This window comes from Clostridium sp., from assembly GCF_022482905.1.
Lineage (GTDB): Bacteria > Bacillota > Clostridia > Clostridiales > Clostridiaceae > Clostridium_B.
In genome coordinates, this window is sequence record NZ_JAKVOI010000001.1 from 3212284 (window position 1) to 3236620 (window position 24337).

Here is a 24337-nt window from a genome sequence, read left to right on the forward strand (position 1 = left end):
TAGTACTAATTGATACTTTTTGGGGTGGTTAAAATAGACATTAAATTGGATAAGGCAAGCAATATCCCTCTTTATTTACAGGTAAAAAAGCAGATAATATACTTGATAAGAAATAATATTTTAAGAGTTGGAAACAAAATGCCTACTGAAAGAGAATTGTCTGAAAGTCTTAAAATAAGCAGAAACACTGTAAGCTCGGCATATAACGAATTGGAAGAGGAAGGCATTTTGAAGTCCTATCAAGGGAGAGGTACGTTTGTAGCAGAGGATATGAATTTATGGAAAATACAGAATGTAAAAGAGAAGATACTAAAATTTATAGATCTTGCCTTTGAAGAAGCCATAGAAACTGGAATGAGCCCAGATGAATTTTTGGAAATTATGGTAAATAGAATAAAAGAAAAAAGAAAGATCATGAGCAGGATAACTGCAGTATATGTGGAATGTAATATAGAACAATCCAGAATGTTTAGCAAGCAGCTTATGGAAAGTACGGATATAAACGTAATTCCCCTTACTATAAATGATTTAAAAAACTCAGATAAAAAGGTCAAGAATATTATACAACATTGTCAGGTTATAATAGCTACATTCAACCATGTTAATGAAGTTGTAAATATTACGAGTAATTTTAGCAAAGAAGTAATTGGAGTTGCAATTAATGTGGATTTAGAGACAATAGTTAAAATTGCCAGATACCCTGATGGAACTAGATTTGCATTTGTGTGTATTTCCAATGAATTTATTTTTAAGGCACGTGGTGCTCTGGAAAAAGCAGGGCTTGGCAATATAAATATTCAATACACAAATACTACTGATGATAATGAATTGAAAAAGATTGTAGGCAGCGTGGATGTAATAATAGTTTCACCTGGTAGATATGAGAACGTAAAAGAGATTTCAAGTGGAAATAAGCGCATATTAAAGTTTGTATATAATTTGGATGATGATTCTGTAAAAGCATTGAAATCAAAAATAATTGAGTTGAAATATCAAAATTAATCATGGAGGATAATGCTTACTATGAGAGAAATAAATGTTATGGATATAACTGAATGTATAAAAAGATTATGTATAGAGGCTAATTATTATCTTTCAGAAGATGTTGTAGATAGAATAAAATCTTCTGAAAAAAAAGAGAGCTGGCCTATGGCAAAGGATATATTAAACAAGATATTGGATAATGTAGATATTGCAAGGAGTAATGATATGCCTATCTGTCAGGATACAGGTATGGCCTGTATATTTTTAAAAGTTGGACAAGATGTTCACTTTACAGGCGGCTGTATAGAAGATGCAATCAATCAGGGGGTTAGGGAAGGATATACAGAAGGCTATCTTAGAAAATCCGTTGTGGAGGATCCTCTTAGAAGGATAAATACAAAGGACAATACACCCGCTATTATAAATTATGAAATAGTTCCAGGGGACAAGGTAAATATAATTGTTGCACCAAAGGGGTTTGGATCGGAAAATATGAGTCGGATAAAAATGCTTAAACCTTCAGATGGCATAGAAGGGGTAAAGAGATTTATAATTGATGTTGTGAAAGATGCAGGGCCAAATCCATGTCCTCCTATCGTTGTAGGCGTTGGAATCGGTGGAAATTTTGACAGGGCCGCAGGTTTGGCCAAGAAGGCCCTGATAAGATCCTTAGACAAGAGAAATGAAGACGAATTTTACAGGAATATAGAGATAGAATTACTTAACAAGATAAATTCACTTGGCATCGGTCCTCAGGGGTTGGGCGGCAGGACAACTGCATTGGCAGTGAATATAGAAACATATCCAACTCATATAGCAGGACTTCCTGTAGCAGTAAATATAAATTGTCATGTTACGAGACACAAAGAAATTGAAATTTAAATAAAATTTATAAGATAAGGAGTTGAGTAACTGCATTATTGCGGTGAATGATGGATAAGATAATAGAGACTCCTCTTACGGGAGATAAAATAAAGACATTACAGGCAGGAGATACTGTGCTTATTTCCGGTATAATATATACTGCCAGGGATGCTGCACATAAAAGGCTCATACAATTGCTTGATGAAGGAAAGAAGCTGCCATTGGAAATAAAGGATCAGATAATATACTATGTTGGCCCAACTCCAGCTAAACCTGGCTATCCCATAGGATCAGCAGGACCTACTACAAGCTATAGAATGGACAGCTTTACTCCAAGGCTGTTGGATATTGGGCTGAAGGGAATGATAGGCAAGGGCGCTAGATCAGGTGATGTAATAGAATCCATGAAGAAGAATAATGCAGTATATTTCGGTGCTATAGGTGGAGCAGCGGCACTTATAGCCAGGTCAATAGAAAAAGCTGAAGTTATAGCCTATGAAGATTTGGGTTCAGAAGCTATAAGAAAACTTACAGTTAAGAATTTACCGGCCATTGTAATAATAGATTCTGAAGGAAATAATTTATATGAAATGGGACAAAAAAGCTACCTGGAAAGTTTGTAGCCATTATATGTTTTATAGGAGATATTTGATATGGTATTAAAGAAAAATAGAGTTCCTTTAAAAATCAAGGCAGTAATATTTGCTCTATTAAGCGTTGCTGCAATTATAATATATGTGAATGCAGCTGTTGAAAACAGGAGAAACAATGCTAAAACCGGTCAACAGGTTCAAAAGTACTCAATAGAGGCTAAAGAAAAGAAGGATGACAAAAATGTACAGTTGGAAGAACAGTATAAACAGGCAGAAAGCCTGTTCAGAAATAAGCAGTATGCAAATTCTATAGAGAAGGCAGATAAAATTATAGAACAGGATGTAAAATTCTATAAGGCCTATAACATAAAGGGAATAGCACTGTGCTACAGTAATAATTATGAGGAAGGAATGAAAAACATAGACAAATCCCTTGAATTAAATCCAGACTATGGATATGCTAGATTCAACAAGGCGCTTGCATATGAACTCTATGGGAAATATGATGAGGCCTTGTTATGGTATGACAAGGATCTGGAGATAGAAAATTATGTATGGAGTTATTATGGCAAAGCAAGTATTTATGGAAGAAGAGGTGACGTTCCAAATACTGTTAAATATCTTAAGACAGCTTTGGATATATCACCGGAGATAAAAAGTACAGCTAGGGAAGAAAGAGACTTTGATCCCGTAAGAGCTTCGGAAGAATTTCAGGATTTAGTTAAATAAAATTTTTATCTATACCATATTTTTTACACTTTAGGGAGATGGTTCTATGGGTTAATCCCAGTATTTTACCTACTTTATTATAACTCCCGTATTTTTTCATAGCCTTTGATATGATTTCCCTTTCGTATTCTTCAATAGTAGCCAGTTCTCCATCTTTTAGATTTATTAGACTTTCTGCATCCTGACTGTCATTTTTTATATAGAAGGGTAAATCATCTGATCTTATTGCATGTCCGTCGCACATATTTATTGCCCTTTCTATTATGTTCTCCAATTCTCTTATGTTTCCAGGCCAGTGATATTCCCTTAAATAATTTAGGGATTTCTTGTCTATTCGAGAAACGCTCTTGTTTAGTTTTTTATTTATTTTCTTTATGAAATGCTCCACCAGGAGATTTATATCTTCTTTTCGATCTCTTAAAGGAGGAAGTATTATACTTATAACATTTAATCTATAATATAAATCTTCTCTGAACTTATTGGATTTTAACATTGCCTCCAGATTTTTATTGGTAGCGGCTATTATTCTTACATCTACCTTATGGGTGGTGAGTCCGCCTACGCTTTCAAATTCTTTCTCTTGAAGTACTCTCAGCAGTTTGACCTGCATGGATACAGGCATATCACCTATTTCATCCAGAAATATAGTTCCCCTGTCTGCAAGATCAAATTTACCGGGTTTACTCTTTACAGCGCCGGTAAAAGCACCCTTTTCATATCCAAAAAGTTCGCTTTCAAATAAATTCTCTGGTATTGCAGCGCAATTTATTCTAATTAAAGGTTCATTTCTCCTGTTGCTGTTATTATGTATGGCTTTTGCTATAAGCTCCTTACCTGTACCACTTTCACCTCTTATAACTACAGTGGAAGTGGATTTGGATGCTTTTTCAGCAATTACAAGACATTCCTTCAAAGAACCGCTGTTGCCTATTATGGAATTGAAAGAACCGGCCAATCTGTTTTGTCTATTTAATTCCTCCTTATAATAATTTAGTTTTTCTTCTGAGTTCTCTAGTTTTTTAAGAAGGTCTTTTAATTCATCGGCAGTTCGTGATATTGACATTACCCCTTTGAATTTTTTATCTGCATATATTGGAGTCACTGTTGAAATTATTGTTTTATTGTCTTTATGATAAACTTTGTTTTTAATGGAAATCTTGGAATTGAATACTTTTATTCTCAAGCCGTGTGGAGAAATATTTATTAAGTCCTTTCCCACGATATCCGGGCTTTTTATATTATAGTGATTTTCATATGCCGGATTTACATAACTCACAATTCGCCTGTCATCTATAAAGCAGATTAGTTCATGAGATGCTTCAAGTATTTTTTTGAAACGTTCATTTAGTTCCTTTATACCTACAAGATCGGAAATATCCTGAAATATACCCATGGCACCTATTACCTTGTCATTTAAAAATATGGGAGATCTATTGGTTATTACAAGATTTTTGTTTATATACTGGGTTTCACCTACTTTTTTTCTCTTTATTTTAAGCAGATTTGGGAGATCTGAAGTTGGGATTATATCTTTTACAAACCTTCCCGTTACTTCCTGTAAGGTCTTATTTACAATTTTTAGGGCATAATCATTCATTGTGGTGATACAGGCATTCTCATCTATGACAACTATACCGACAGGTATATTTTTAACTATTTGTTCGTAAGCTATTGTATTTTCTTCCATTATGTCATCTATTTTTGACGCAGTAGGATTATCTTTTGACAGGTCATTGATTATGAAATTGCATAGTTTGTGCACGGCTTTTTTGCCGGTTTCGGTATCTTCCAGACAGGATACCTCGATTTTTTCATTTTGTTTTATTTTAAGAGATACGAGAGCCAGCATGCTTACAGCAAGAGGTTCTTTTGCTGCAAGATTTTTTATATACAAATTTATTCCGTATTTATTTTTAATCTGTACTGCCATATGGACAATTAAGGCTGCAATTCTTATATGAATTCCGTTTGGGATTGGTACTGTAATTATATTTTTATACATATAATCATCCTTTCTGATAAAAAATATCAATATCAAAATAAAATATGATAAAAAGTATCAACTATTATGTTACAGCTAAAATGGCCTGAAGTCTAGTTTATGTAATTTGAGATCTTGTAAATATAATAATATGTAAAATAATGCTTGATAAAAAGTATCAAATATTTAATCCTCAAATTTTTATTGCATTATAAAATAAAATTTTATTTAAAAAGTCTTATTGCAGGAATTCAGGGGCTTGATCGGATATGAAAAATATGTGCCATAAAAAATTTTCAACATCAGCTTGATTTGGCATAAAAATTGCTATAATAAATAATACACAGAAGGGGGAATATTAATGAAGAAAGGTATTGCAGCTTCAAAAGGATATTCGATAGGCAAAGTATATTTAAAAAAAGATAGAAAAATAAAAATAGAAGATAGAAAAGTAGATGATGTAAAAGGAGAAATTTCAAGATTCAAGACTGCCCTTGAAGCCTCCAAAAAGCAGCTTGAAAACATAAAAGCCAAGGCTGAAAAAGAACTGGGTGCTGATAAAGCGGCAGTGTTTGACAGTCATATTATGCTTTTGGATGATCCGGAATTTGCAGGCTCAATAGAAGGAGAAATTGAAAGCAATAGTGTAAATGCGGAAAAGGCACTTTCTGATATGGTAAAAACGTATATGGCAACATTTGCAGCAATGGAAGATGAATATCTGAGGGAAAGGGGAGCAGATGTAAAAGATGTAGGAAAGAGAATACTGGATAATCTTACAGGCAATGTATCAGGAATTTCAGAAGTAGCGGAAAATACAGTAATAGTGGCCCATGATTTAACTCCATCTGATACGGCGCAGCTTGATAAAAGTAAGGTTACAGCGTTTTTGACTGATATAGGTGGGAGAACTTCCCATAGTGCAATTATGTCAAGAACTCTGGAAATACCGGCAGTAGTTGGCATGAAGGATATAACTTCCTCAGTTAAAGATGGAGATATAGTAATTGTTGATGGAATTGAAGGTATTGCTATAATAAATCCTGATGAAAGAACCATAAGCGAGTATGAATTAAAGAAGGAAAATTATGAAAAGGAAAAAGCCAAACTTAAAAAGCTTATAAGTGTAGAGACAAGGACTAAAAGTGGAAAGCGTGTATTGGTGGCAGGAAATATAGGAAAACCCAAGGACGTAGATCAAGTTATAGAAAATGGTGGAGATGCCATAGGATTGTTCAGAACGGAATTTTTATATATGGATAGAGATGAGATGCCAGGCGAAGATGAACAGTTTGAAGCTTATAAATATGTTCTTGAAAAGATGGGAAACAAATCTGTAGTTATAAGAACACTTGATATAGGTGGAGATAAAAAACTCTCATATCTTCCATTACCTGAAGAAATGAATCCCTTCCTCGGATACAGAGCTATAAGACTTTGTCTTGACAGGCAGGACATATTCAAAGTACAGCTTAGGGCATTGCTTAGAGCATCAATTTATGGCAATCTCAAAATAATGTTTCCTATGATATCTTCTCTGGAGGAAATACTTCAGGCAAAAAATGTAATCGAGCAATGTAAAGAAGAACTTAAAAATGAAGGCAAACAGTATAAAGATGACATAGAAGTTGGTATAATGGTTGAGATACCTGCCGCTGCTGTGAATTCTCAGGAACTTGCCAATTATGTAGATTTCTTTAGTATAGGGACTAATGATTTGATTCAATATACCTTAGCTGCAGATAGAATGAATGAAAAAGTATCATACTTGTATAATCCAATGCATCCAGCAGTGCTGAAACTTATAGAGATGACAATACAATCTGCACACAGGGCTGGAAAGTGGTGTGGAATGTGCGGTGAGATGGCTGGTGATGAGAGGGCTATTCCTACATTGGTAGAATATGAACTGGATGAATTTTCAATGAGTGCATCTTCAATACTGAAAGCAAAACAACTCATAATGGAGAAATAAAATAACTGAGTTTTAAAATCCCCCGATAGTGATATTGTGGGGATTTTGTATTTGAAGCATTGAAAAAATTCAGATTTATTGGTAATCTATAGATATAGTGTAATTACCTTGATAGGAGGGGTTTTATGAAAAGTTTTAAGATGGTTAAGAGTATATCCATAGGTGTTCTCTTTTTGATTTTGGCATTGGGATTTACTGCGTGCAGCAAAAATAATACAAGTACTTCACAAGTTCCTTCGGATAATAATTCTGCGGATTCACAAAAATCAACTCAAAAGTCCAGTAGTGAAACTAAAGACAAAAAGGAAGAAGTCAAGCAGGAAGAAGTCAATACAAAAGTTAAGACTTCAGGTGGAATTGAGTTTACCAAGAAGGAATTGGACAGCAATACCAAGGTTGAATTCAATACTCCCTGGGAAAGCTCCGAAGGTGGTACATATAGTGCAACTATAGAGGGAAAAGGTGAAGAGGCAATAGAAGAGGGACAGGGCAAGATAATATTGAAAGGCAATGATAAAGTTTATTCTTTTGAACTTATAAATAATTCACAAAAATCCCCTAAATCAATTGAATGGGCTGATGATGAAAATTTGCTCGTTGTTATTGGAATGTCAATGGGTACGGTTTCAAAAGGCGGAAACCTGTATATGCTGAATGTGAATACAGGGAAAGTATTTTTGGTTCTGGATACACCAAGTGACAAACAGCAGGTTATGTCTGCGGAGAAAAATGGAAATAAGTTAAATCTAAAGGTAAATGTATATGATGACGATGTCTATAATAAATCCCATATAGAAAATTGGGTGATTGAGCCTTTTGATCCAAGCCTTAATAGTGATATGAAAGTTAGAGACTCTAGCGGAAAATTAATTTCAGAAATATAATGATTATGTAAATGCTTTTGAATTACTGAAGGAGTAAATTTTATGGATAAGTCTCGAAAAATATATACAAAAGCTTTGGACAAGTATAATGACGGTTACATAGATAAGGCTGTAGAATTGTGTGAAAAAAGCATATCTATTGATTTACACAATGCGGCCGCTATTAATCTAAAGGGACTTCTCATGTATTTAAAAGGTGATATTGAAACGGCCCGTAAATTATGGAAGATGAATGCACAGACAAATAAAGACGGAGTTTCAGAAAAATACCTTGAGAATTCAAATGGAGATGTAAGCAGGAAGATACTATATAATAAGGCAATATCCTTTATAAAAAAATTAAAAATCAATGAGGCGATTCCATTACTTGAACAATGCAGTGAAAGTGATTTCAATATGATTGATGTAAACAACTATCTGGCACTATGTTACATAAAAAAAGGTAAATATTCCAAGTCAATTGAACTTTTGGACAAGGTTTTTCAAATTGACAGAAATAATAAGATGGCAAGACAAACCAGAAAATCTCTTCAGGATATGAAGATGGTTAAAAAACAGGTAAATTTAAAAAGAAAAATTTGTATATCTATAATAATTGTAATTGCAATAATCTCTGTATTATATTTTTTGTTAGTTGGGAAAAATAATTATGGAAAGCTGCAAAATATAAAAGGAATTAACTTGTTAAGTTTAATAAATGGTCAGAAACATTATAAAGATGAAGTAGTACATAATGACAAAAAAAGTCAATCTTCAAAAGTTCCTAAAAAAGAAAAAAATATTAAAAAAAGCAATTTCCCTTATAATGACATTAAAAGTTATATGGGTAATAGAGATTATGATAAATTATACAGTGAACTTATGAATTTTAAAGAAGAAGATGATTCTCTGACTATTAATGAAAAGGTGATTCTAATAAAAGCCAAACAGCTTCTTGTTTCAGATGGAGTTGATTACTTCTATAATAAAGGGTGCAGTTACTTGAACAACAGGGATTACACAAAAGCAAAAGAATATCTTCAAAAGGCTTTCCGGTATGGTTTAAGTAGTTCTATATACCCGGATATAATCTACATGCTGGGTTATAATCTTGAACTATCCGGTGATATAGAAAATGCTATAAGTTACTATGACAAATATGACAAGAATTATAAAGATGGATCATATGAAGAAACGGTAATTTACAGACTTGCACTTATTTACAGAGATCTGGATAAATCTATGGCTAAAGCGTATGCACAGAGATTGGTAGATAAATATCCAACTTCCATATATAATAATTCTGTGATACATTCTATAATAGGAAGTTGAATATGCGTAAAAATATTGACTAAGTAAATAATAGAGTATAGAATATAATTAAAAGATATACCCTTATAGGGTATAAGGAGGTTGGAAAGAATGATAGAAGAAATAAAAGATGAAAATTTTTCACAGTCGGTCAATGAGTCATCTGCTCCTGTAGTTGTGGATTTTTGGGCTTCATGGTGTGGACCATGTAAAATGCTGTCACCTATAATGGATGAGGTGTCCGAAGAAGTTGGATCAAAGGCCAAATTCTTCAAGGTGAATGTAGATGAAAACCCTAATACAGCTTCCCAATTCAAAGTTTCAAGCATTCCTACTGTAATGGTATTTAAGGATGGAAATGTAGTGGATAAGTTTGTTGGATTCAAACCTAAAGAGGCCGTAAAACAAGTACTGGAAAAGCATATATAATTTTGATAGTCATAGATTATCCATTATGGAATTGAAATGGCAGATTGACTGTTATGTTGATTTGCCATTTTATTATAAACTTTTAAATGGAGATGGTAACCAAATGGAAGGTACAAGGTACGATATAGCTGTAGTTGGCAGCGGGCCGGCAGGTCTTGCAGCGGCAATTAATGCAAAGATAAGAAATAAGAATATAGCTTTGTTCGGGATAGAAGAATTAAGCAACAAGCTGGTAAAAGCACCTATAATAAATAATTATCTTGGCTTTTACAACATGACGGGACAGCAGTTTAAAGAAAAATTTAAAGAGCATATAAAATTTCTCGATATATCCATAATTACGGAAAAGATAAATACTATTTATGCCATGAGAGACTATTTTGCGCTGGATTCAAATGGGAAAATGTATGAAGCAAAATCCGTTATAATTGCAACGGGTGTCGAATATACAAAACCTCTAAATGGAGAAGAGAAGTTTTTGGGCAGGGGCGTAGGTTATTGTGCTACTTGTGATGCGCCGCTTTACAAAGGTAAGAGGGTATGTATAATAGGATATAACAAGGAAGCAGAAACTGAAGCAAACTATGTTAGTGAGCTTGCCGGCAAGATATATTACATACCAATGTATAAAGGTGAATTAAAATTAAATGAGAATATAGAAATTATAAGGGAAAGAGCTGTAGAAATACAGGGTAGTGATAAAGCAGAAAAGGTTATACTTAAAAATGGAGAAATTGAGGCAGACGGTATATTTGTCTTAAAAGACAGTATATCACCAGGCCAGCTTGTGCCTGGACTCGACATGGAAAATAATCATATAAAGGTAGATCTTGATATGAAGACGAATATAAAAGGTTGTTTTGCAGCAGGAGACTGTACCGGGAAACCTTATCAATATATGAAGTCAGTTGGCCAGGGACAGGTGGCAGCTTTGAGTGCGGTTGCCTATCTGGATTCAATTGAGTAAATAGAAAAAGTAGGGGATGTCACACTGATTTTTTAGTGCGACATCCCCTTTTTACTAACTGCCAGGCGTATTAATCCGCTGCAAAGAAAACATGATGACCTATGGATTTAACATTTCTCTTGCCTATATCTTTCATCCATGTTGATGTAGCTATTCTTGGATTATAGAAAAATACTGCCTTATTTGTGGGGTCTACCCCTTTTAATGCCTGTGATACTGCATTGTAGTTATTTTGGTTTGGAACTGCGGGTACATTTCCATTTCTAACGCAGGAAAAAGCGCCCCTTTGATTTATTACTTCCTGCACGGTTTTCGGGAATTCCGGGTATTTCAATCTGTTCAGTATAACAGAAGCTACAGCAACCTGCCCTTCAAAGGGCTCGCAATTGCTTTCTGCATATACGACTTTTGCCATTAAATCTACGTCTTTTTGAGTTATATATAATTTTTGATTTGAGTAGTTAAATACCTGGACTATCTCTTCCTCTTCATTGAAAAGATTGATATCTTTTTTTATTATGGAATTTGCTGATATCTTTTCCAATGGAGTAAATAGCATGAATAATAAACTTACAAAGCAAAAAAATTTTTTCAAATAAAATCCTCTCCTTGTTACCTGCGGGGTTAGCTGACGGGTTCGGTAAAGGCATAACCTACGTATAAATACGATTCACCCCAAGTGTTTTTTGGTTTCCCCGTGTTTTTTTGTTAAACTTAGGCTAATGATATTGTGTCCGTTTTATAAAAAAAAATACGGATTTTATTAAAATTTTATAAAATACTTTTTAGCTCTGATATAAATAATATTAAATAGTGTATAATTGTAAATAGATATTCTGTAAGGGATGGTGGGATACTTGGAGCTGCTGCAAATACTTATTAATTCGATAAAATACATGAGTTTGTCATCTGTAATGGATATACTTGTAGTATCCTATATTTTATATAAAGCATATATGCTTCTAAAGGAAACGAGAGCAGAACAGCTTTTAAAGGGAATAATACTTTTAATACTATTGATACCCATAAGCAGTTTTTTTAATCTGACAATGTTAAACTGGATACTTACAAAGACATTGACAATAGGTGTTCTTTCAATTATCATCATATTTCAGCCTGAAATCAGAAGTGCACTCGAGCATTTGGGCAGGACTGCTTTTACTGACAAGCATATTTTCGATGACGAAGAAACCATGCGGAATATTATAACTGAAATTGTGAATGCGGTGGATAATTTATCCAAAAGCAAAACAGGGGCACTTATTATAATAGAACAGGTTACGGGGCTGCAGGATATAATAAAGACAGGGACAAGACTCGATGCCATACTATCTTCTGCACTTCTGGAGAACATATTTGTAGTTAATACCCCTCTTCATGATGGAGCCGCTGTTGTAAAAAACAATAGAATAGTAGCTGCAGGATGTTTCCTACCACTTACCGATAATGGGGATTTGAACAAGAAGTTAGGTACAAGACATAGGGCAGGACTTGGAATATCTGAAAAATCAGATGCACTGGTGATTATTGTATCTGAGGAGACCGGGGTTATTTCACTTGCGGTGCATGGCCGAATTACACGGGACTATACGAAAGACCATCTTAGAAATTTATTGATACGTATAATGAAAAGCAGATCTGAAAAACAGTCGGGATTTAGGGGGAAAGTAAATAAATGGAAGCGAAAATTTCAAAAAACCAAATCCTTGTAAGGGCCTGCTGTATTATTATATCTTTTATCTTGTGGCTTTACATATTTAATGTAGAAAATCCAATGAGGGAAAGGAAGATTTCTGTTCCAGTGAAAATAGTAAATGAAACTGCACTCACCCGGTCAAATCTTATAAAGGTAGGAGACGATAATTACAAAATATCTCTTGATGTAAAAGGGAATGCTTCGGAGGTGTTTTCAATAAATCCTGATGATTTTGAACTGGAATGTGATTTGAGTTCTTATGTCATGAAAAAAGGGAAAAACAATGTACCTGTGAAAGTTAAAAAGCGCCCGAAGAATATAAGTATATTAAATGAAGAAAATTTATGGATGACCATAGAACTGGATGATATTTTTAAGAAGACGGTTCCAGTAAAACTTATCATAGAGGGTGAAACCAAGAATGGACTTCATGCAGTAAATCCTGTGCTGAATATAAAAAATGCTCAGATATCCGGTCCGTCAAGCATAGTCTACAATTTGAATTATGTAGTTGCAAGATATAATATAAAAAATATCAGCAAAAATACAAAAGTAAAAGTTGCTCTTGAAGCAGAGGATTCATCTGGAACTATTGTAAAAAATGTAAATATAAGTCCGAAATATGTCAACATAGATATACCTGTTGCTTATATCAAGAGTGTACCTGTTCAAATAAAGACTGTAGGTAAGATTCAGGATAATATGATACTTAGATCAGTAGTATCTCTGCCTGATAAAGTATATGTATCAGGCGAACGCAAGCTTGTTTCCAGTCTGGATGGGTTGGATACGGAACCATTGGATTTAAGCCCGATTTCAAGCAGCAGGAGTGTGGATGTAAAATTGATAATACCTGATGGAATAAAGCTTGTAAATAGCAATGGATATGTAAATTTGAAAGTTGAAGTAACCAAAAGTGGTGAATCAAATGGGGTTGAAGAGAAGAGCTTTAATCTTAACATAGAAATGAGAAATCTGAATAACAATTATACGGCTCAACTTTCAAACAATAGTTCTTCAATTGTAGTTTCCGGGAATGAAAGTATTTTAAGCAATTTGAGCGAGAATGACATATCTTGCTTTATAGATCTATCTTCCGTGTCCCAGGGTGAGGAAAGCGTTCCTTTAAATGTGATACTTCCTGAAGGTGTATCTCTTATATCAAAGAATCCACAGAACGTGAAAGTTATTATCAGCAAAAAAACATCGGAGGGTGAAAATGCCAATTAAAATAAATAGCTTGACTATAAATCTTGATGAAGATTTAAAAACTCTAAAGACCAAGGCAGCTAAAAAATTGAATATAGATGAAGAGAGTATAAAAAGATTTAGAATATTGAGAGAATCTGTAGATGCCAGGCGAAAAAACAAAATAAGGTTGAATTATATAGTAGAAATTGAAACTGAAGACGAAGAGAGATTGATGTCAAGAATACATGATAAAAATATAGTATTTTATGAAAGACATCAGTATAACGTTAAACTTGGGACACAAAAACTCATTAATAGACCAGTTGTAATAGGGATGGGACCTGCTGGAATGTTTGCAGGTCTTCTACTGGCCAAATTCGGCTATAAACCTATTATAGTGGAAAGAGGTGAGAAGGTAGAGGATAGAACAAACACCATAGAGAGATTTTGGAAAACCGGACAATTGAATACCGAATCAAATGTACAATTTGGGGAAGGTGGTGCAGGCACTTTTTCAGATGGGAAGCTTACTACGCGAACAAAAGACGGCAGATGTAGAATTGTACTTGAGACTTTTGTCAGGCATGGAGCACCTGAAGAAATATTGTACAGCGGCAAGCCACATATTGGAACTGACATACTTAAGAATGTTATAAAAAATATAAGATGTGAAATAGAAAAAAATGGAGGAAAAATATTATTCAATACGAAGTTAAACGATCTTAATGTCAGAAACGATAAACTTGAGTCAATTACAATAGGTAGTGAAGAACTGCCATGTGATGATCTTGTGCTCTCCATAGGGCACAGTTCAAGAGATACATATGAGATGTTGCTTGAAAAGAACATATTTATGGAGCAGAAGCCTTTTGCCATTGGGGTAAGAGTTGAACATCTCCAGCACATGATAGATGTAAATCAATATGGAAGATATGCCGGACATCCAAGGCTTGGTGCATCGGATTATAGACTTACTTCAAAAAGTAAAAATGGAAGAGGTGTGTACAGCTTCTGCATGTGTCCTGGAGGAGAAGTTGTAGCAGCATCTTCCGAAAATGGCATGCTGGTTACAAATGGAATGAGCAACTATAAAAGAGATGGAAGAAATGCCAATTCCGCTGTAGTTGTAACTGTAGACAAAAATGACTTTGAAGATAATCTTCCTCTCAGCGGTATGGAATTCCAGAGACATTATGAGAGTATGGCATATAAAGTTGGAGGAGAAAGCTACGAAGCACCAGTTCAATTAATAAGGGATTTTTTGGAAGATAGTGTATCGCATGAATTTGGAAGTGTAAAACCAAGCTACAGACCCGGGTATAATTTTGCAGATTTAAGGAGGTGTCTTCCTTCGTCTGTCATTGAGGCACTTAAAGATGGATTTGTGAATTTTGAAAGGAAAATAAAGGGGTTTTCAAGTGGAGATGGTGTTATAACCGGAATAGAGACTAGAACTTCAGCACCTGTCAGGATACCGAGGAATGAAAATCTTGAAAGCATATCTGCAGGGGGAATTTATCCATGTGGTGAAGGTGCGGGATTTGCAGGAGGTATAATATCTTCGGCAGTTGATGGAATAAAAGTAGCTGAAAAAATAATGTGTAAATACAAGCCTTTTTAAATAAATAACATTTGAATAAATATTCACAGTATAATATAATGTGATTTGTGTATTTGATTTTAAGATTAACAATTGATAAGAGAGGTATTTTTAATGCATAGAATGTTTGGAACTGATGGAGTCAGAGGGATTGCAAACAAGGAATTGACATGTGAACTGGCGTACAAGCTGGGGAAGGCCGGGGCCTGTGTACTGACGGAAGGAGCCGGAAGCCCTAAAATACTTGTTGGAATGGATACGAGAATATCTGGAGACATGCTTGAAGGGGCATTGGTTTCAGGAATACTTTCAGTTGGAGCAAAAGCCATATGTGTAGGGGTCATACCAACACCTGCAATAGCATATCTCACAAAAAAATACGGTGCAGATGCGGGTGTTGTAATATCGGCATCTCATAATCCTGTAGAATACAATGGAATTAAATTTTTTAATGGACAGGGATATAAGCTTTCAGATGAACTGGAAGATAAAATACAACGACTTATTGAAAGTGAATTTAAGGGAATAGATGTACTGACAGGTGAAAAAATAGGAGCCAAGACAAATAAAATATACAAGGCTCTTACTGACTATATAGAATTTGCCAAATCAACTATAGATGTAAATTTAAAGGGGCTCAGGGTAGCACTTGATTGTGCAAATGGAGCATCATCCAAGACATCGGTCAAAGCCTTCAAGGAGATGGGTGCAGACGTTTATGTAATAAACAATGATCCTGATGGAATAAATATAAATAAAAATTGCGGTTCTACGCATCCAGAGGAACTTATGGATTATGTAGTGAAAAAGAAATGTGATTTGGGACTTGCTTTTGACGGCGATGCAGACAGGTGCCTTGCTGTAGATGAAAATGGAAATTTGATAAATGGTGATTTTATAATAGGAATAATAGGAAAGTACTTGAAATCCAGGGGAAGATTGAATAAAAATTCTGTAGTTGTTACTGTTATGAGTAATCTTGGACTGGATATAGCATTGAGAAATGAAAATATAAATACTGTAAAGACAAAGGTTGGAGATAGATATGTTCTGGAAGAAATGAAAAAGAATGGGTATGTACTGGGCGGCGAACAGTCAGGACATATAATTATGCTGGATTATAATACGACAGGTGACGGACTTGTTACAGCACTTCAAATAGCTTCCATAGTAAAAGAGAGCGGCAGGACTCTTTCGGAACTTGCATCCTTTATAAAGGAGCTGCCGCAGGTACTTGTAAATGCCAGAGTACCCAATGACAAGAAAAATATATATAATGAAGATGAGCAGATAATGTCTGAAATAGAAAAAATGGAGAAAAAATTGGATGGGTGCGGGAGAGTCCTTATAAGGCCATCTGGAACAGAACCGCTTGTCAGGGTAATGCTGGAAGGAAAGATACAGTCTGAAATAGATGACATGGCGAGTAATCTTGCAAGTTTGATTGAAAAAAAGGCCAATTTATAATTGATGTTTTTGTATGCAAGGTATAGATGCCGGATGGGTATTTATATCTTGTTTGATTATAAAATATAGACATGTTAATATAAAGTTAATAGTGTTAATAGTTGACAAAGAATGATTTTAAATCATATAATGTATTGACGGAATATTTAAAGCTGTTAATTTCGGGAAGGAAGGTGATTATAAAGAAATTATTTCATAAAAGCGCCAGGACTTAAGTGAAATTCAAGTTCCACTAACCCAATCATAGATTTGGAGTGTCACTTAAGTTGACGAGGATGGGGAGTATCGAATTCTTCGGCGGGTGCCCCACGGTATGTCGCACTACCGTTAACGGCTGATAAACTCAGAAAGTGATTTCTGAAACAACATCAGTCTGGTGTTGAAACCTCAATATTCATTGAGAAGCTGGGATAATTCTTGTATCCCTTATATCAATCACAATTATGTCCTGTTAAAAAAAGAATATCAATAGGCTCATTTCTTATACTCTTTTTTAGATGTTGGAGTATGGGGATTTTGTTTGTGTATCTAAAATATAGTTTTATAACAGGATAAATCCAAATTATCAAATTTTGAGAGGAAGATTAGTATGTGCGGAATAGTTGGGTTTGTTGGTAATGAGAATGCAACACCTATATTGGTGAATGGCTTGAGTAAGCTTGAATACAGAGGATATGATTCAGCAGGTGTTGCGGTAATTGACAATGATCATATAAATGTAACTAAATGCAAGGGAAGACTTTCAAATTTAGAGGGTAAATTGAAAGACAAACCTTTGAAAGGATATATAGGAATAGGGCATACAAGATGGGCAACACATGGTGAGCCGTCAGATGTAAATGCACATCCACACAGTAATGGAGATGGAACTATAAGTGTAGTTCACAATGGCATAATAGAAAATTATGTTGAATTGAGACAGATGCTTAAATCCAAAGGCTATAAATTTGTTTCAGATACAGATACGGAAGTTATTCCACAGCTTGTAGATTATTTTTACCATGGCGATCTGACAGATGCTGTAATGAAGGCGGTTTCCAGACTGAAAGGAAGCTACGCCATAGGGGTGATTTCATCCAGGGAACCAGACAAGATTGTTGCAGCAAGGAAGGACAGCCCTCTTGTAGTTGGTACCGGAAACAATGAATATTTTATAGCTTCTGATATACCTGCCATATTGAATTATACAAGAGATGTATATCTGTTGAATGACAACGAGTTTGTAGTACTTGATAAAACAGGTGTAAAGATTTTAGACGGCAGCAAGAATCAGATCAATAGGGATATATTTCATGTAACATGGAATGCAGATGCTGCTGAAAAGGGCGGATACGATCATTTCATGATAAAGGAAATACACGAACAGCCAAAGGCAATAAAGGATACAATGACTTCACGAATTATGCCGGGAAAACCTGTTACTCTTGATAATATAAAACTGACAAAAGAACAGATAGATGATATAGATAAAATATATATTGTAGCTTGTGGAACAGCATATCATGCTGGAATTATAGGGAAATATGCAATAGAAAAGCTTGCAAAAATGTCTGTAGAAGTAGATGTAGCATCGGAATTCAGGTATAGAGATCCTATAATAGATAACAGAACCTTGATGATAATAGTGAGTCAGTCCGGTGAGACGGCTGATACCCTAGCAGCACTTAGAGAAGGAAAAGAAAAGGGCGCAAGAGTAATAGCTGTAACAAATGTTGTAGGCAGTACAATATCAAGGGAGGCTGAAGATGTTCTTTATACCTGGGCCGGACCTGAAATTGCAGTTGCATCTACTAAAGCCTATGTGACACAACTTATCGTAATGTATACATTGGCTTTGTTTCTTGCACAAAATAAAGGTACTTTAAATGAAGAAGAAATTGAAGAATTGAAATCAGAGATGCTTACTCTTCCAGAAAAAGCTGAAAAAGTATTGAAAAATGAAAATATTGTTGAAGATTTTGCAGCCGGAAATTATACTCACAGGGATATGTTCTATATAGGAAGAGGACTTGATTATGCTGTTGCCATGGAGGGATCGTTAAAGGTAAAAGAAGTATCATATATCCATTCAGAGGCATATGCTGGTGGAGAGCTGAAGCATGGACCTATAGCTTTGATTGAAAATGGAACCATAGTTGTAGCAGGAGCAACTCAACAGAAGCTGGTTGAGAAAATGATAAGTAATATTAAGGAACTGACTACGAGGGGTGCGAAAGTGCTTGGCCTTGCAATAGAAGGAAGCAAGGATGTAGAGGATTCAGTGGATTCAATAATTTATCTTCCTAAAATAATGGATGTATTTGCACCTGTACTTGAAGTAATTCCTCTTCAGCTTCTAGGATATTATATGGCTATTAAAAAAGGCTGCGATGTAGACAAGCCGAGGAACCTGGCAAAATCAGTCACAGTGGAATAGAGTTAAAAATCTTAAATAAAACCTGTAATTTTGAAATAAAGTTTAACCATTTGAAAAAAAGTCGCACCATTTGTAAAAAAGTTTAATCATTTGAAAAAAAGATGAATCAAAAAAATAATAAAGTATATACTACTATACGTAAGACGTATAGGCAAAACAATGAAATATAAATTTATAGTAGTAAGGCTATACATTCTTATGCGAAAGAGTGTATAGCCTTTACTTTTAGGTGGTGTAAGTTGAATGTCAAAAAGAAAAAGAAACATTAATGTAGAAAAAATGATTAAAGAAGGAAGAGGCCAAGGAATAGGCTTTGAATATAAGCCTTGGATTAACATTCAAGATGTGCCGTCTTTAGGGAGGAGTACTAGATTAAAAGGAATAAAGACAGGAAGAGAACATCAATTTTTATCCGATATGGAAAGAAATTATTTTTATATTCTTGAATATTCAGAACAGGTTGTTGATATTAGGTAACAATTTCCACTTTTACCTTTAGAGGATACCCTTCTTATTGCAAATGAGCTTGGTTTAGAACATCCTAAAAACCCTAAAACTGGTGAATATGTTGTAATGACAACAGATTTTTTAATAACTAAAAATGATGATAATAAATTAACTGAAGTAGCTAGAACAATAAAAGCTAAGGACAAATTATTTAATAAAAGAATACTTGAAAAATTTGAAATTGAGAGAGTGTATTGGGAGAAAAGAAAAATAGATTGGGGAATTGTAACGGAAAATGAAATAGATAAAACTATTGCAACTAATATAAGCTTTGCATATGGATATAAAAATATTAAAGACCTAGATTGTTTTGAGGGTATTGAAAAGCTTGAATTTATTGATTTAATCTATGAATTTATAAAGAGAATAGTAGGAAGTAATAAAACTATGAGAACTATATGCAATACCTTTGACAAAGATATGAGTCTTGAAATAGGAAGCGGTTTGAGTATATTTAAGTATTTGATTATAAATAAAATTATCGAAGTTAATATTGTTGAGAAAATAGATGTTAATAAAGTAATACCAATTACTAATGTAATTGAAAAGTCTATTAATAAGTTGGAGGCAATATGATTACAATTAATACTGTCTTTAAATATACAGATACAGGTACTAGAATTAGAATCATACATGTTTCAAAAGAAAATGTTTATTATGTAAACATCGATTCAGTTACATCTATGCCTAAAAAGGAACTATTACGAATCTTACAGGATGAAGTAGATGCAAATAGGTTAATGGTTATAAAAGATCCTTTTGCAAGATTAATTGATGAAAGTAAACTTTCAAAAATTCAAATAGATAAAAGAAATATGGATTGGGAATTTATTTCAAAGTATTGGGAAGAGAAGAAACATGATATTTTAAATGTAAGCACTAGGAATAAAACGCTTAAAGAAATGGCAGATGAAAGCCATTTAAGTTTAACAAAGGTGAAAAAAATACTAAGTAGATACTGGCAAAGAGGGTTAAGTAAAAATTCGTTGCTACCCGACTATATAAATTCTGGAGGAAGAGGAAAAGAAAAGAAGTTAACTGAAAATAAAGTAGGTAGACCTAAGAGAGCTGATTATAATGGCAATATAATACAAGGAATAAATATAACAGAGAATATAAAAAAACAATTTAGTTTTGCCATAAATAAATATTATAGAAATGCAAATAAAATATCATTAAAAGAAACATATGAGCTAATACTAAGAGATTTTTATTCTGATACATATAAAGAAAATAATGAACTTAAATATAAAGTATGGGATAAATCAAGAATACCTACTTATGACCAATTTTATTACTGGTTCAAAAAAAATGAAGATCCAAAGAAGGATATAGTTTTAAGAGAAAGCGCGAAGGAATTTGAATTAAAAAATAGAGAACTGCTTAGTAACTCAACAATTGAAACAGATGGACCGGGTACAAGATTTCAGGTGGATGCTACAATTGCAGACATTTATTTAGTTAGTTCTTTAGATAGAAACAGGATTATAGGTAGGCCTGTAGTTTATGCCATAATTGATGTTTTTTCAAGACTTGTAACAGGTATTTATGTTGGTTTAGAGGGACCATCATGGCTTGGAGCTATGATGGCACTGAATAATATGATTACAGATAAGGTTGAATTTTGTAAGAGTTATGGTATAGAAATAGTGGAGGAGCAGTGGCCAGCTAAACATATTCCAGATATTATAATAGCTGATAGAGGAGAGTTTGAAGGGTATTCGGTAGAAAATTTGATAAATAATTTAAATATTAAAATAGAAAACACACCACCATATAGAGGAGACTTAAAGGGAATAGTTGAGAGAAGTTTTAAAACTACTAATGAGAAAATCAAGCACAAGACCCCTGGTGCAATCCAAAAGGAATATAGGAAAAGGGGAGATAGGGATTATAGGCTGGATGCAACCCTTACTTTAGAAGAGTTTACAAAGATATATATAAACCTTGTATTGGAACATAATAATAAACAAATTGACAAGTATCCAGTAGAAATTGAAATGCTTAAGGATAACATAGCTCCAATTCCATCAGCACTTTGGAATTGGGGAATAGAAAATAAAAAAGGAAGACTTAGAACTGTTGATAGAGAGGTTTTAAGATTAAATGTACTTCCGAGGGGCAGAGCTAATGTTTCAAGAGCAGGTATAAGATTTAAGGGATTATATTACGGTTCACAAAAAGCACTGGAGGAGCAGTGGTTCATAAAATCAAAGGTTAGAAGTATAGAAATACTGTATGATCCAAGGAATATGAATAATATTTACATTTCCTATGAAGAAGGCAAAAGCTTTGAAACGTGTTATTTACTTGATCCAAGTAAACAGTATGAGGATTGCATTTTAGAGGAGATTATATTTAATTTTGAACTTATTTCAGAGTTAAAGGAAGCACAAAAGAATAGGCAAAATCAGCTAAAAGTTGATGTCGATTTAGAAATAGATAAAATAGTCAAAGCTGCTAGAAAGAAAAAGTCTATAGAGATTAATGGTGAAAGTAATAATAAAAAGCTTAAAGGAATCAAAATAAATAGAGCAGTTGAAAAAGAGCTTAATAGAGAAAAAGAGGCCTTCAAGTTGGGAAAGGAAACTATTTCGGCTGAAGGCGCAGAAGTAATAAAATTAAATGCAAGTAGTGGATAGGCTACAATAAATAAAACAACTTTTTTAGGAACATGATATAATAAAATAATTATAGAAAAGGGGAAATTAATCATGTCTGAAAAAAAGGAAACAAAAAAGAGACATAATTATACAACGGAATTTAAGAATCAAATAGTAGAACTTTATCATAATGGTAAGATGAAAAGTGAGATTGCCAGGGAATATAGTCTATCATTATCAATGGTGAGTAGATGGATAAGGCAGTCTGAAAATACGGGGTCATTTAAGGAAAAGGATAATCGAAGCAGGGAAGAACAGGAACTTATAGAACTGCGCAGGAAGAACAAACAACTTATGATGGAGAATGATATTTTAAAACAAGCTGCGCTGATTTTGGGACGAAAGTAAATGTGATAAGGAAGAATTCCCACAAATACTCTGTATCAGCAATGTGCAAAGTCCTCCAGATTTCAAGAAGTACCTATTACTATAAAAGTAGAAAGAAAAACAGTGAAGATGCTCTTATATCTATGATTAAGGACATATTTAACTCAAGCCGGAATAATTATGGAACACGAAAAATCAAGGTTGAGTTACAGAAAAAAGGATACAGAGTTTCAAGGCGGAAAATAGGCAGAATAATGCAACAAAATACTCTTGTATCCAGTTATACAAAATTAAAGTTCAAACCACATGTGGATAAATTCAATGAATCAAAAATAGATAATCTGGTTAAACGGGAATTTAAGAATCAACCATACAGGAATGTTGTAGTAAGCGATCTTACATATGTCAGAGTTAGAGACAGATGGGAGTATATCTGCATACTTGTTGACCTTTTTAACTGTGAGATTATAGGTTACAGTGCAGGGAACCATAAAGATGCAGCATTAGTAAGAAAAGCTTTTGCAAAAGTAAATGGCAATCTAAGGAATATTGAAATTTTTCATACAGATAGAGGTAATGAGTTTAAAAACAAAATTATAGATGAGGCAATGCTGGCCTTTCAAATTAAACGTTCACTTAGTATGAAAGGATGTCCTTATGATAACACAGTTGCAGAAGCAGCATTTAAAATTATAAAAACAGAATTTGTACGTGGAAAAGTATTTGAATCACTTGATGAGTTGAAATGGCAGCTAGCAGATTATGTTAACTGGTTCAATAACCATAGAATTCATTCATCTCTTGGATATGTAACTCCATATCAATTTAAGTTAAATAACCTTAAAAAAGTTGTCTAGAAAAATGTTGACATTCCACATATATCATCCAAGCTTGGAGGAAACTAAAGTTAGCAATCAAGCAAAGATAAGAAAATATGTTAATAAGAACTCCAATTCAAACAGAGAATTAACCTCAGAAGGTAATGGGTCAACGAGAAATTCAGAAGAAATAGACACTTCATCAATAGAACATGAATATGAAAGACTTCCTCAAATAAATAAAAAGAAAAAAGGTCTTAGAATAACAAGAAAAGTTGAAGATGAAAATACCAAGAAATATATTTTAGAAGATGATCATTTAAGAACAACAGCAGATGCCGGTGGAGAAGAAGTAATTAGAGGATTAGAATTTAAGAATGTAGATAAAGTTGAAGAAAAAGGTGAATTGACAGAGTTTATTGATATTTTAAAGCTTTTACAAAAACGACATAACATAAAAACAGTTGAGGTAATTACGGGAGAACTCCCTGAGGGAAAAAAAGGCAAGAGATTTGCAAGACTTAGTGATGGAGTTACTAGGAGAAGGTATGCTATAGGGAAGGTTGCTATGATGGATGGTAGAGAATGCAGTTTGATTGAGGCTGAAAGGGAAGGTAGGGCTTTGTCAATGCTGATACTAAAATCTCAAAAATTAATGAATTGGAAAGCGATTTATAGTATACTATTATTGGGAGTTGTTAATGAAAGTGGAAAATGGAGTAATGGTGCTATTAAAGAAGTTGAAGCATTGGAAGTTCAAGTTATAAGAAATAAACATATTAATAAAGAATTATATAATAAAGTAATTTTTATATACAAAAAATTATAGAATGTTAAATAAATTATACAATATAAAACATATAATAAATAGTTTATGTGTTATTTATATGAAAATGATACATTAGTATAAATTTGTAAAATATTTATTGAATGGGTATATATTTTAAAAATAATAC

At 33.7% G+C, this 24337-nt stretch carries 21 protein-coding genes and 1 riboswitch; of the genes, 19 read left to right on the forward strand and 2 right to left on the reverse strand.

All coding sequences use genetic code 11. The features are described from left to right. The first annotated feature begins 12 nt into the window (after positions 1-12). From LKE46_RS16015 to LKE46_RS16030, 4 genes are read left to right on the forward strand one after another with little or no spacing between them, the layout of a single operon-like run. Positions 13-1002 (forward strand): GntR family transcriptional regulator, encoded by a 990-nt coding sequence (locus LKE46_RS16015; RefSeq protein ID WP_291725721.1) that lies wholly within the window; start codon positions 13-15, stop codon positions 1000-1002. 21 nt (positions 1003-1023) lie between these two features. Then, the gene (locus LKE46_RS16020; protein WP_291724625.1) at positions 1024-1866 is read left to right on the forward strand and encodes a fumarate hydratase; all 843 of its coding nucleotides are present in this window, start codon (positions 1024-1026) and stop codon (positions 1864-1866) included. Between the two features lie 50 nt (positions 1867-1916). Beyond that, on the forward strand, positions 1917-2471 hold the full coding sequence (locus LKE46_RS16025) for a Fe-S-containing hydro-lyase (RefSeq protein ID WP_291725723.1): 555 nt from the start codon (positions 1917-1919) through the stop codon (positions 2469-2471). 30 nt (positions 2472-2501) lie between these two features. Next, positions 2502-3170, forward strand: coding sequence for a tetratricopeptide repeat protein (locus LKE46_RS16030; RefSeq protein ID WP_291724630.1), 669 nt, complete (start codon positions 2502-2504; stop codon positions 3168-3170). Here LKE46_RS16030 and LKE46_RS16035 read toward each other — a convergent pair. Further along, the gene (locus LKE46_RS16035) at positions 3163-5172 is read right to left on the reverse strand and encodes a sigma 54-interacting transcriptional regulator (RefSeq protein ID WP_291724633.1); all 2010 of its coding nucleotides are present in this window, start codon (positions 5170-5172) and stop codon (positions 3163-3165) included. The genes LKE46_RS16030 and LKE46_RS16035 overlap by 8 nt on opposite strands. 340 nt (positions 5173-5512) lie before the next feature. On the opposite strand from LKE46_RS16035, the gene ptsP reads away from it, so the two are divergent. The 5 genes from ptsP to LKE46_RS16060 all read left to right on the forward strand — a co-directional run bounded on the left by ptsP (position 5513) and on the right by LKE46_RS16060 (position 10696). Beyond that, a complete protein-coding gene (ptsP, locus tag LKE46_RS16040; RefSeq protein ID WP_291724636.1) occupies positions 5513-7126 on the forward strand; it encodes a phosphoenolpyruvate--protein phosphotransferase in 1614 nt (537 codons plus the stop codon). Between the two features lie 125 nt (positions 7127-7251). Continuing rightward, a complete protein-coding gene (locus LKE46_RS16045; RefSeq protein WP_291724640.1) occupies positions 7252-8010 on the forward strand; it encodes a DUF4652 domain-containing protein in 759 nt (252 codons plus the stop codon). A gap of 42 nt (positions 8011-8052) precedes the next feature. Further along, positions 8053-9321, forward strand: coding sequence for a tetratricopeptide repeat protein (locus tag LKE46_RS16050; protein WP_291724644.1), 1269 nt, complete (start codon positions 8053-8055; stop codon positions 9319-9321). Positions 9322-9411: 90 nt separating this feature from the next. After that, the gene (gene trxA, locus LKE46_RS16055; protein ID WP_291724647.1) at positions 9412-9729 is read left to right on the forward strand and encodes a thioredoxin; all 318 of its coding nucleotides are present in this window, start codon (positions 9412-9414) and stop codon (positions 9727-9729) included. A 103-nt stretch (positions 9730-9832) separates the two neighbouring features. Further along, positions 9833-10696 (forward strand): NAD(P)/FAD-dependent oxidoreductase, encoded by an 864-nt coding sequence (locus tag LKE46_RS16060; protein ID WP_291725725.1) that lies wholly within the window; start codon positions 9833-9835, stop codon positions 10694-10696. Between the two features lie 70 nt (positions 10697-10766). On the opposite strand, the gene LKE46_RS16065 is transcribed toward LKE46_RS16060, so the two are convergent. Beyond that, positions 10767-11291: a cell wall hydrolase gene (locus LKE46_RS16065; RefSeq protein WP_434735200.1), complete on the reverse strand. Its 525-nt coding sequence runs from the start codon at positions 11289-11291 to the stop codon at positions 10767-10769. A 3-nt stretch (positions 11292-11294) separates the two neighbouring features. Further along, positions 11295-11427, reverse strand: a riboswitch (cyclic di-AMP (ydaO/yuaA leader). Between the two features lie 126 nt (positions 11428-11553). Between LKE46_RS16065 and cdaA the strand changes: the two genes are divergently transcribed. From cdaA to LKE46_RS16115, 10 genes are all read left to right on the forward strand, one after another. Next, entirely contained in the window at positions 11554-12408 is an 855-nt protein-coding gene (gene cdaA, locus LKE46_RS16070; RefSeq protein WP_291724650.1) for a diadenylate cyclase CdaA, read from the forward strand. Then, entirely contained in the window at positions 12372-13622 is a 1251-nt protein-coding gene (locus tag LKE46_RS16075) for a CdaR family protein (protein ID WP_291724653.1), read from the forward strand. The genes cdaA and LKE46_RS16075 overlap by 37 nt, the downstream gene beginning before the upstream one ends. Then, positions 13612-15204: an NAD(P)/FAD-dependent oxidoreductase gene (locus tag LKE46_RS16080; RefSeq protein ID WP_291724656.1), complete on the forward strand. Its 1593-nt coding sequence runs from the start codon at positions 13612-13614 to the stop codon at positions 15202-15204. Before LKE46_RS16075 ends, LKE46_RS16080 begins: the two co-directional genes overlap by 11 nt. Before the next feature lie 93 nt (positions 15205-15297). Then, positions 15298-16650, forward strand: a complete 1353-nt coding sequence (gene glmM, locus LKE46_RS16085; RefSeq protein WP_291724659.1) for a phosphoglucosamine mutase — start codon at positions 15298-15300, stop codon at positions 16648-16650. Positions 16651-17239: 589 nt separating this feature from the next. Further along, positions 17240-19066 (forward strand): glutamine--fructose-6-phosphate transaminase (isomerizing), encoded by a 1827-nt coding sequence (gene glmS / locus LKE46_RS16090; RefSeq protein ID WP_291724661.1) that lies wholly within the window; start codon positions 17240-17242, stop codon positions 19064-19066. Between the two features lie 243 nt (positions 19067-19309). After that, positions 19310-19543, forward strand: coding sequence for a hypothetical protein (locus LKE46_RS16095; protein WP_291724664.1), 234 nt, complete (start codon positions 19310-19312; stop codon positions 19541-19543). Positions 19544-19579: 36 nt separating this feature from the next. Next, a complete protein-coding gene (locus tag LKE46_RS16100) occupies positions 19580-20149 on the forward strand; it encodes a TnsA endonuclease C-terminal domain-containing protein (RefSeq protein ID WP_291725729.1) in 570 nt (189 codons plus the stop codon). Continuing rightward, positions 20146-22215, forward strand: coding sequence for a transposase (locus LKE46_RS16105; protein ID WP_291724667.1), 2070 nt, complete (start codon positions 20146-20148; stop codon positions 22213-22215). The genes LKE46_RS16100 and LKE46_RS16105 overlap by 4 nt, the downstream gene beginning before the upstream one ends. Positions 22216-22287: 72 nt before the next feature. After that, a protein-coding gene (locus LKE46_RS16110; protein ID WP_291724670.1) for an IS3 family transposase occupies positions 22288-23420 on the forward strand; the annotation gives its coding sequence in 2 pieces (ribosomal slippage) (positions 22288-22555 and positions 22555-23420; 1134 coding nt in all). 34 nt (positions 23421-23454) lie between these two features. Then, on the forward strand, positions 23455-24210 hold the full coding sequence (locus LKE46_RS16115; RefSeq protein WP_291724675.1) for a Tn7-like element transposition protein TnsE: 756 nt from the start codon (positions 23455-23457) through the stop codon (positions 24208-24210). The last annotated feature ends 127 nt before the right edge of the window (positions 24211-24337 follow it).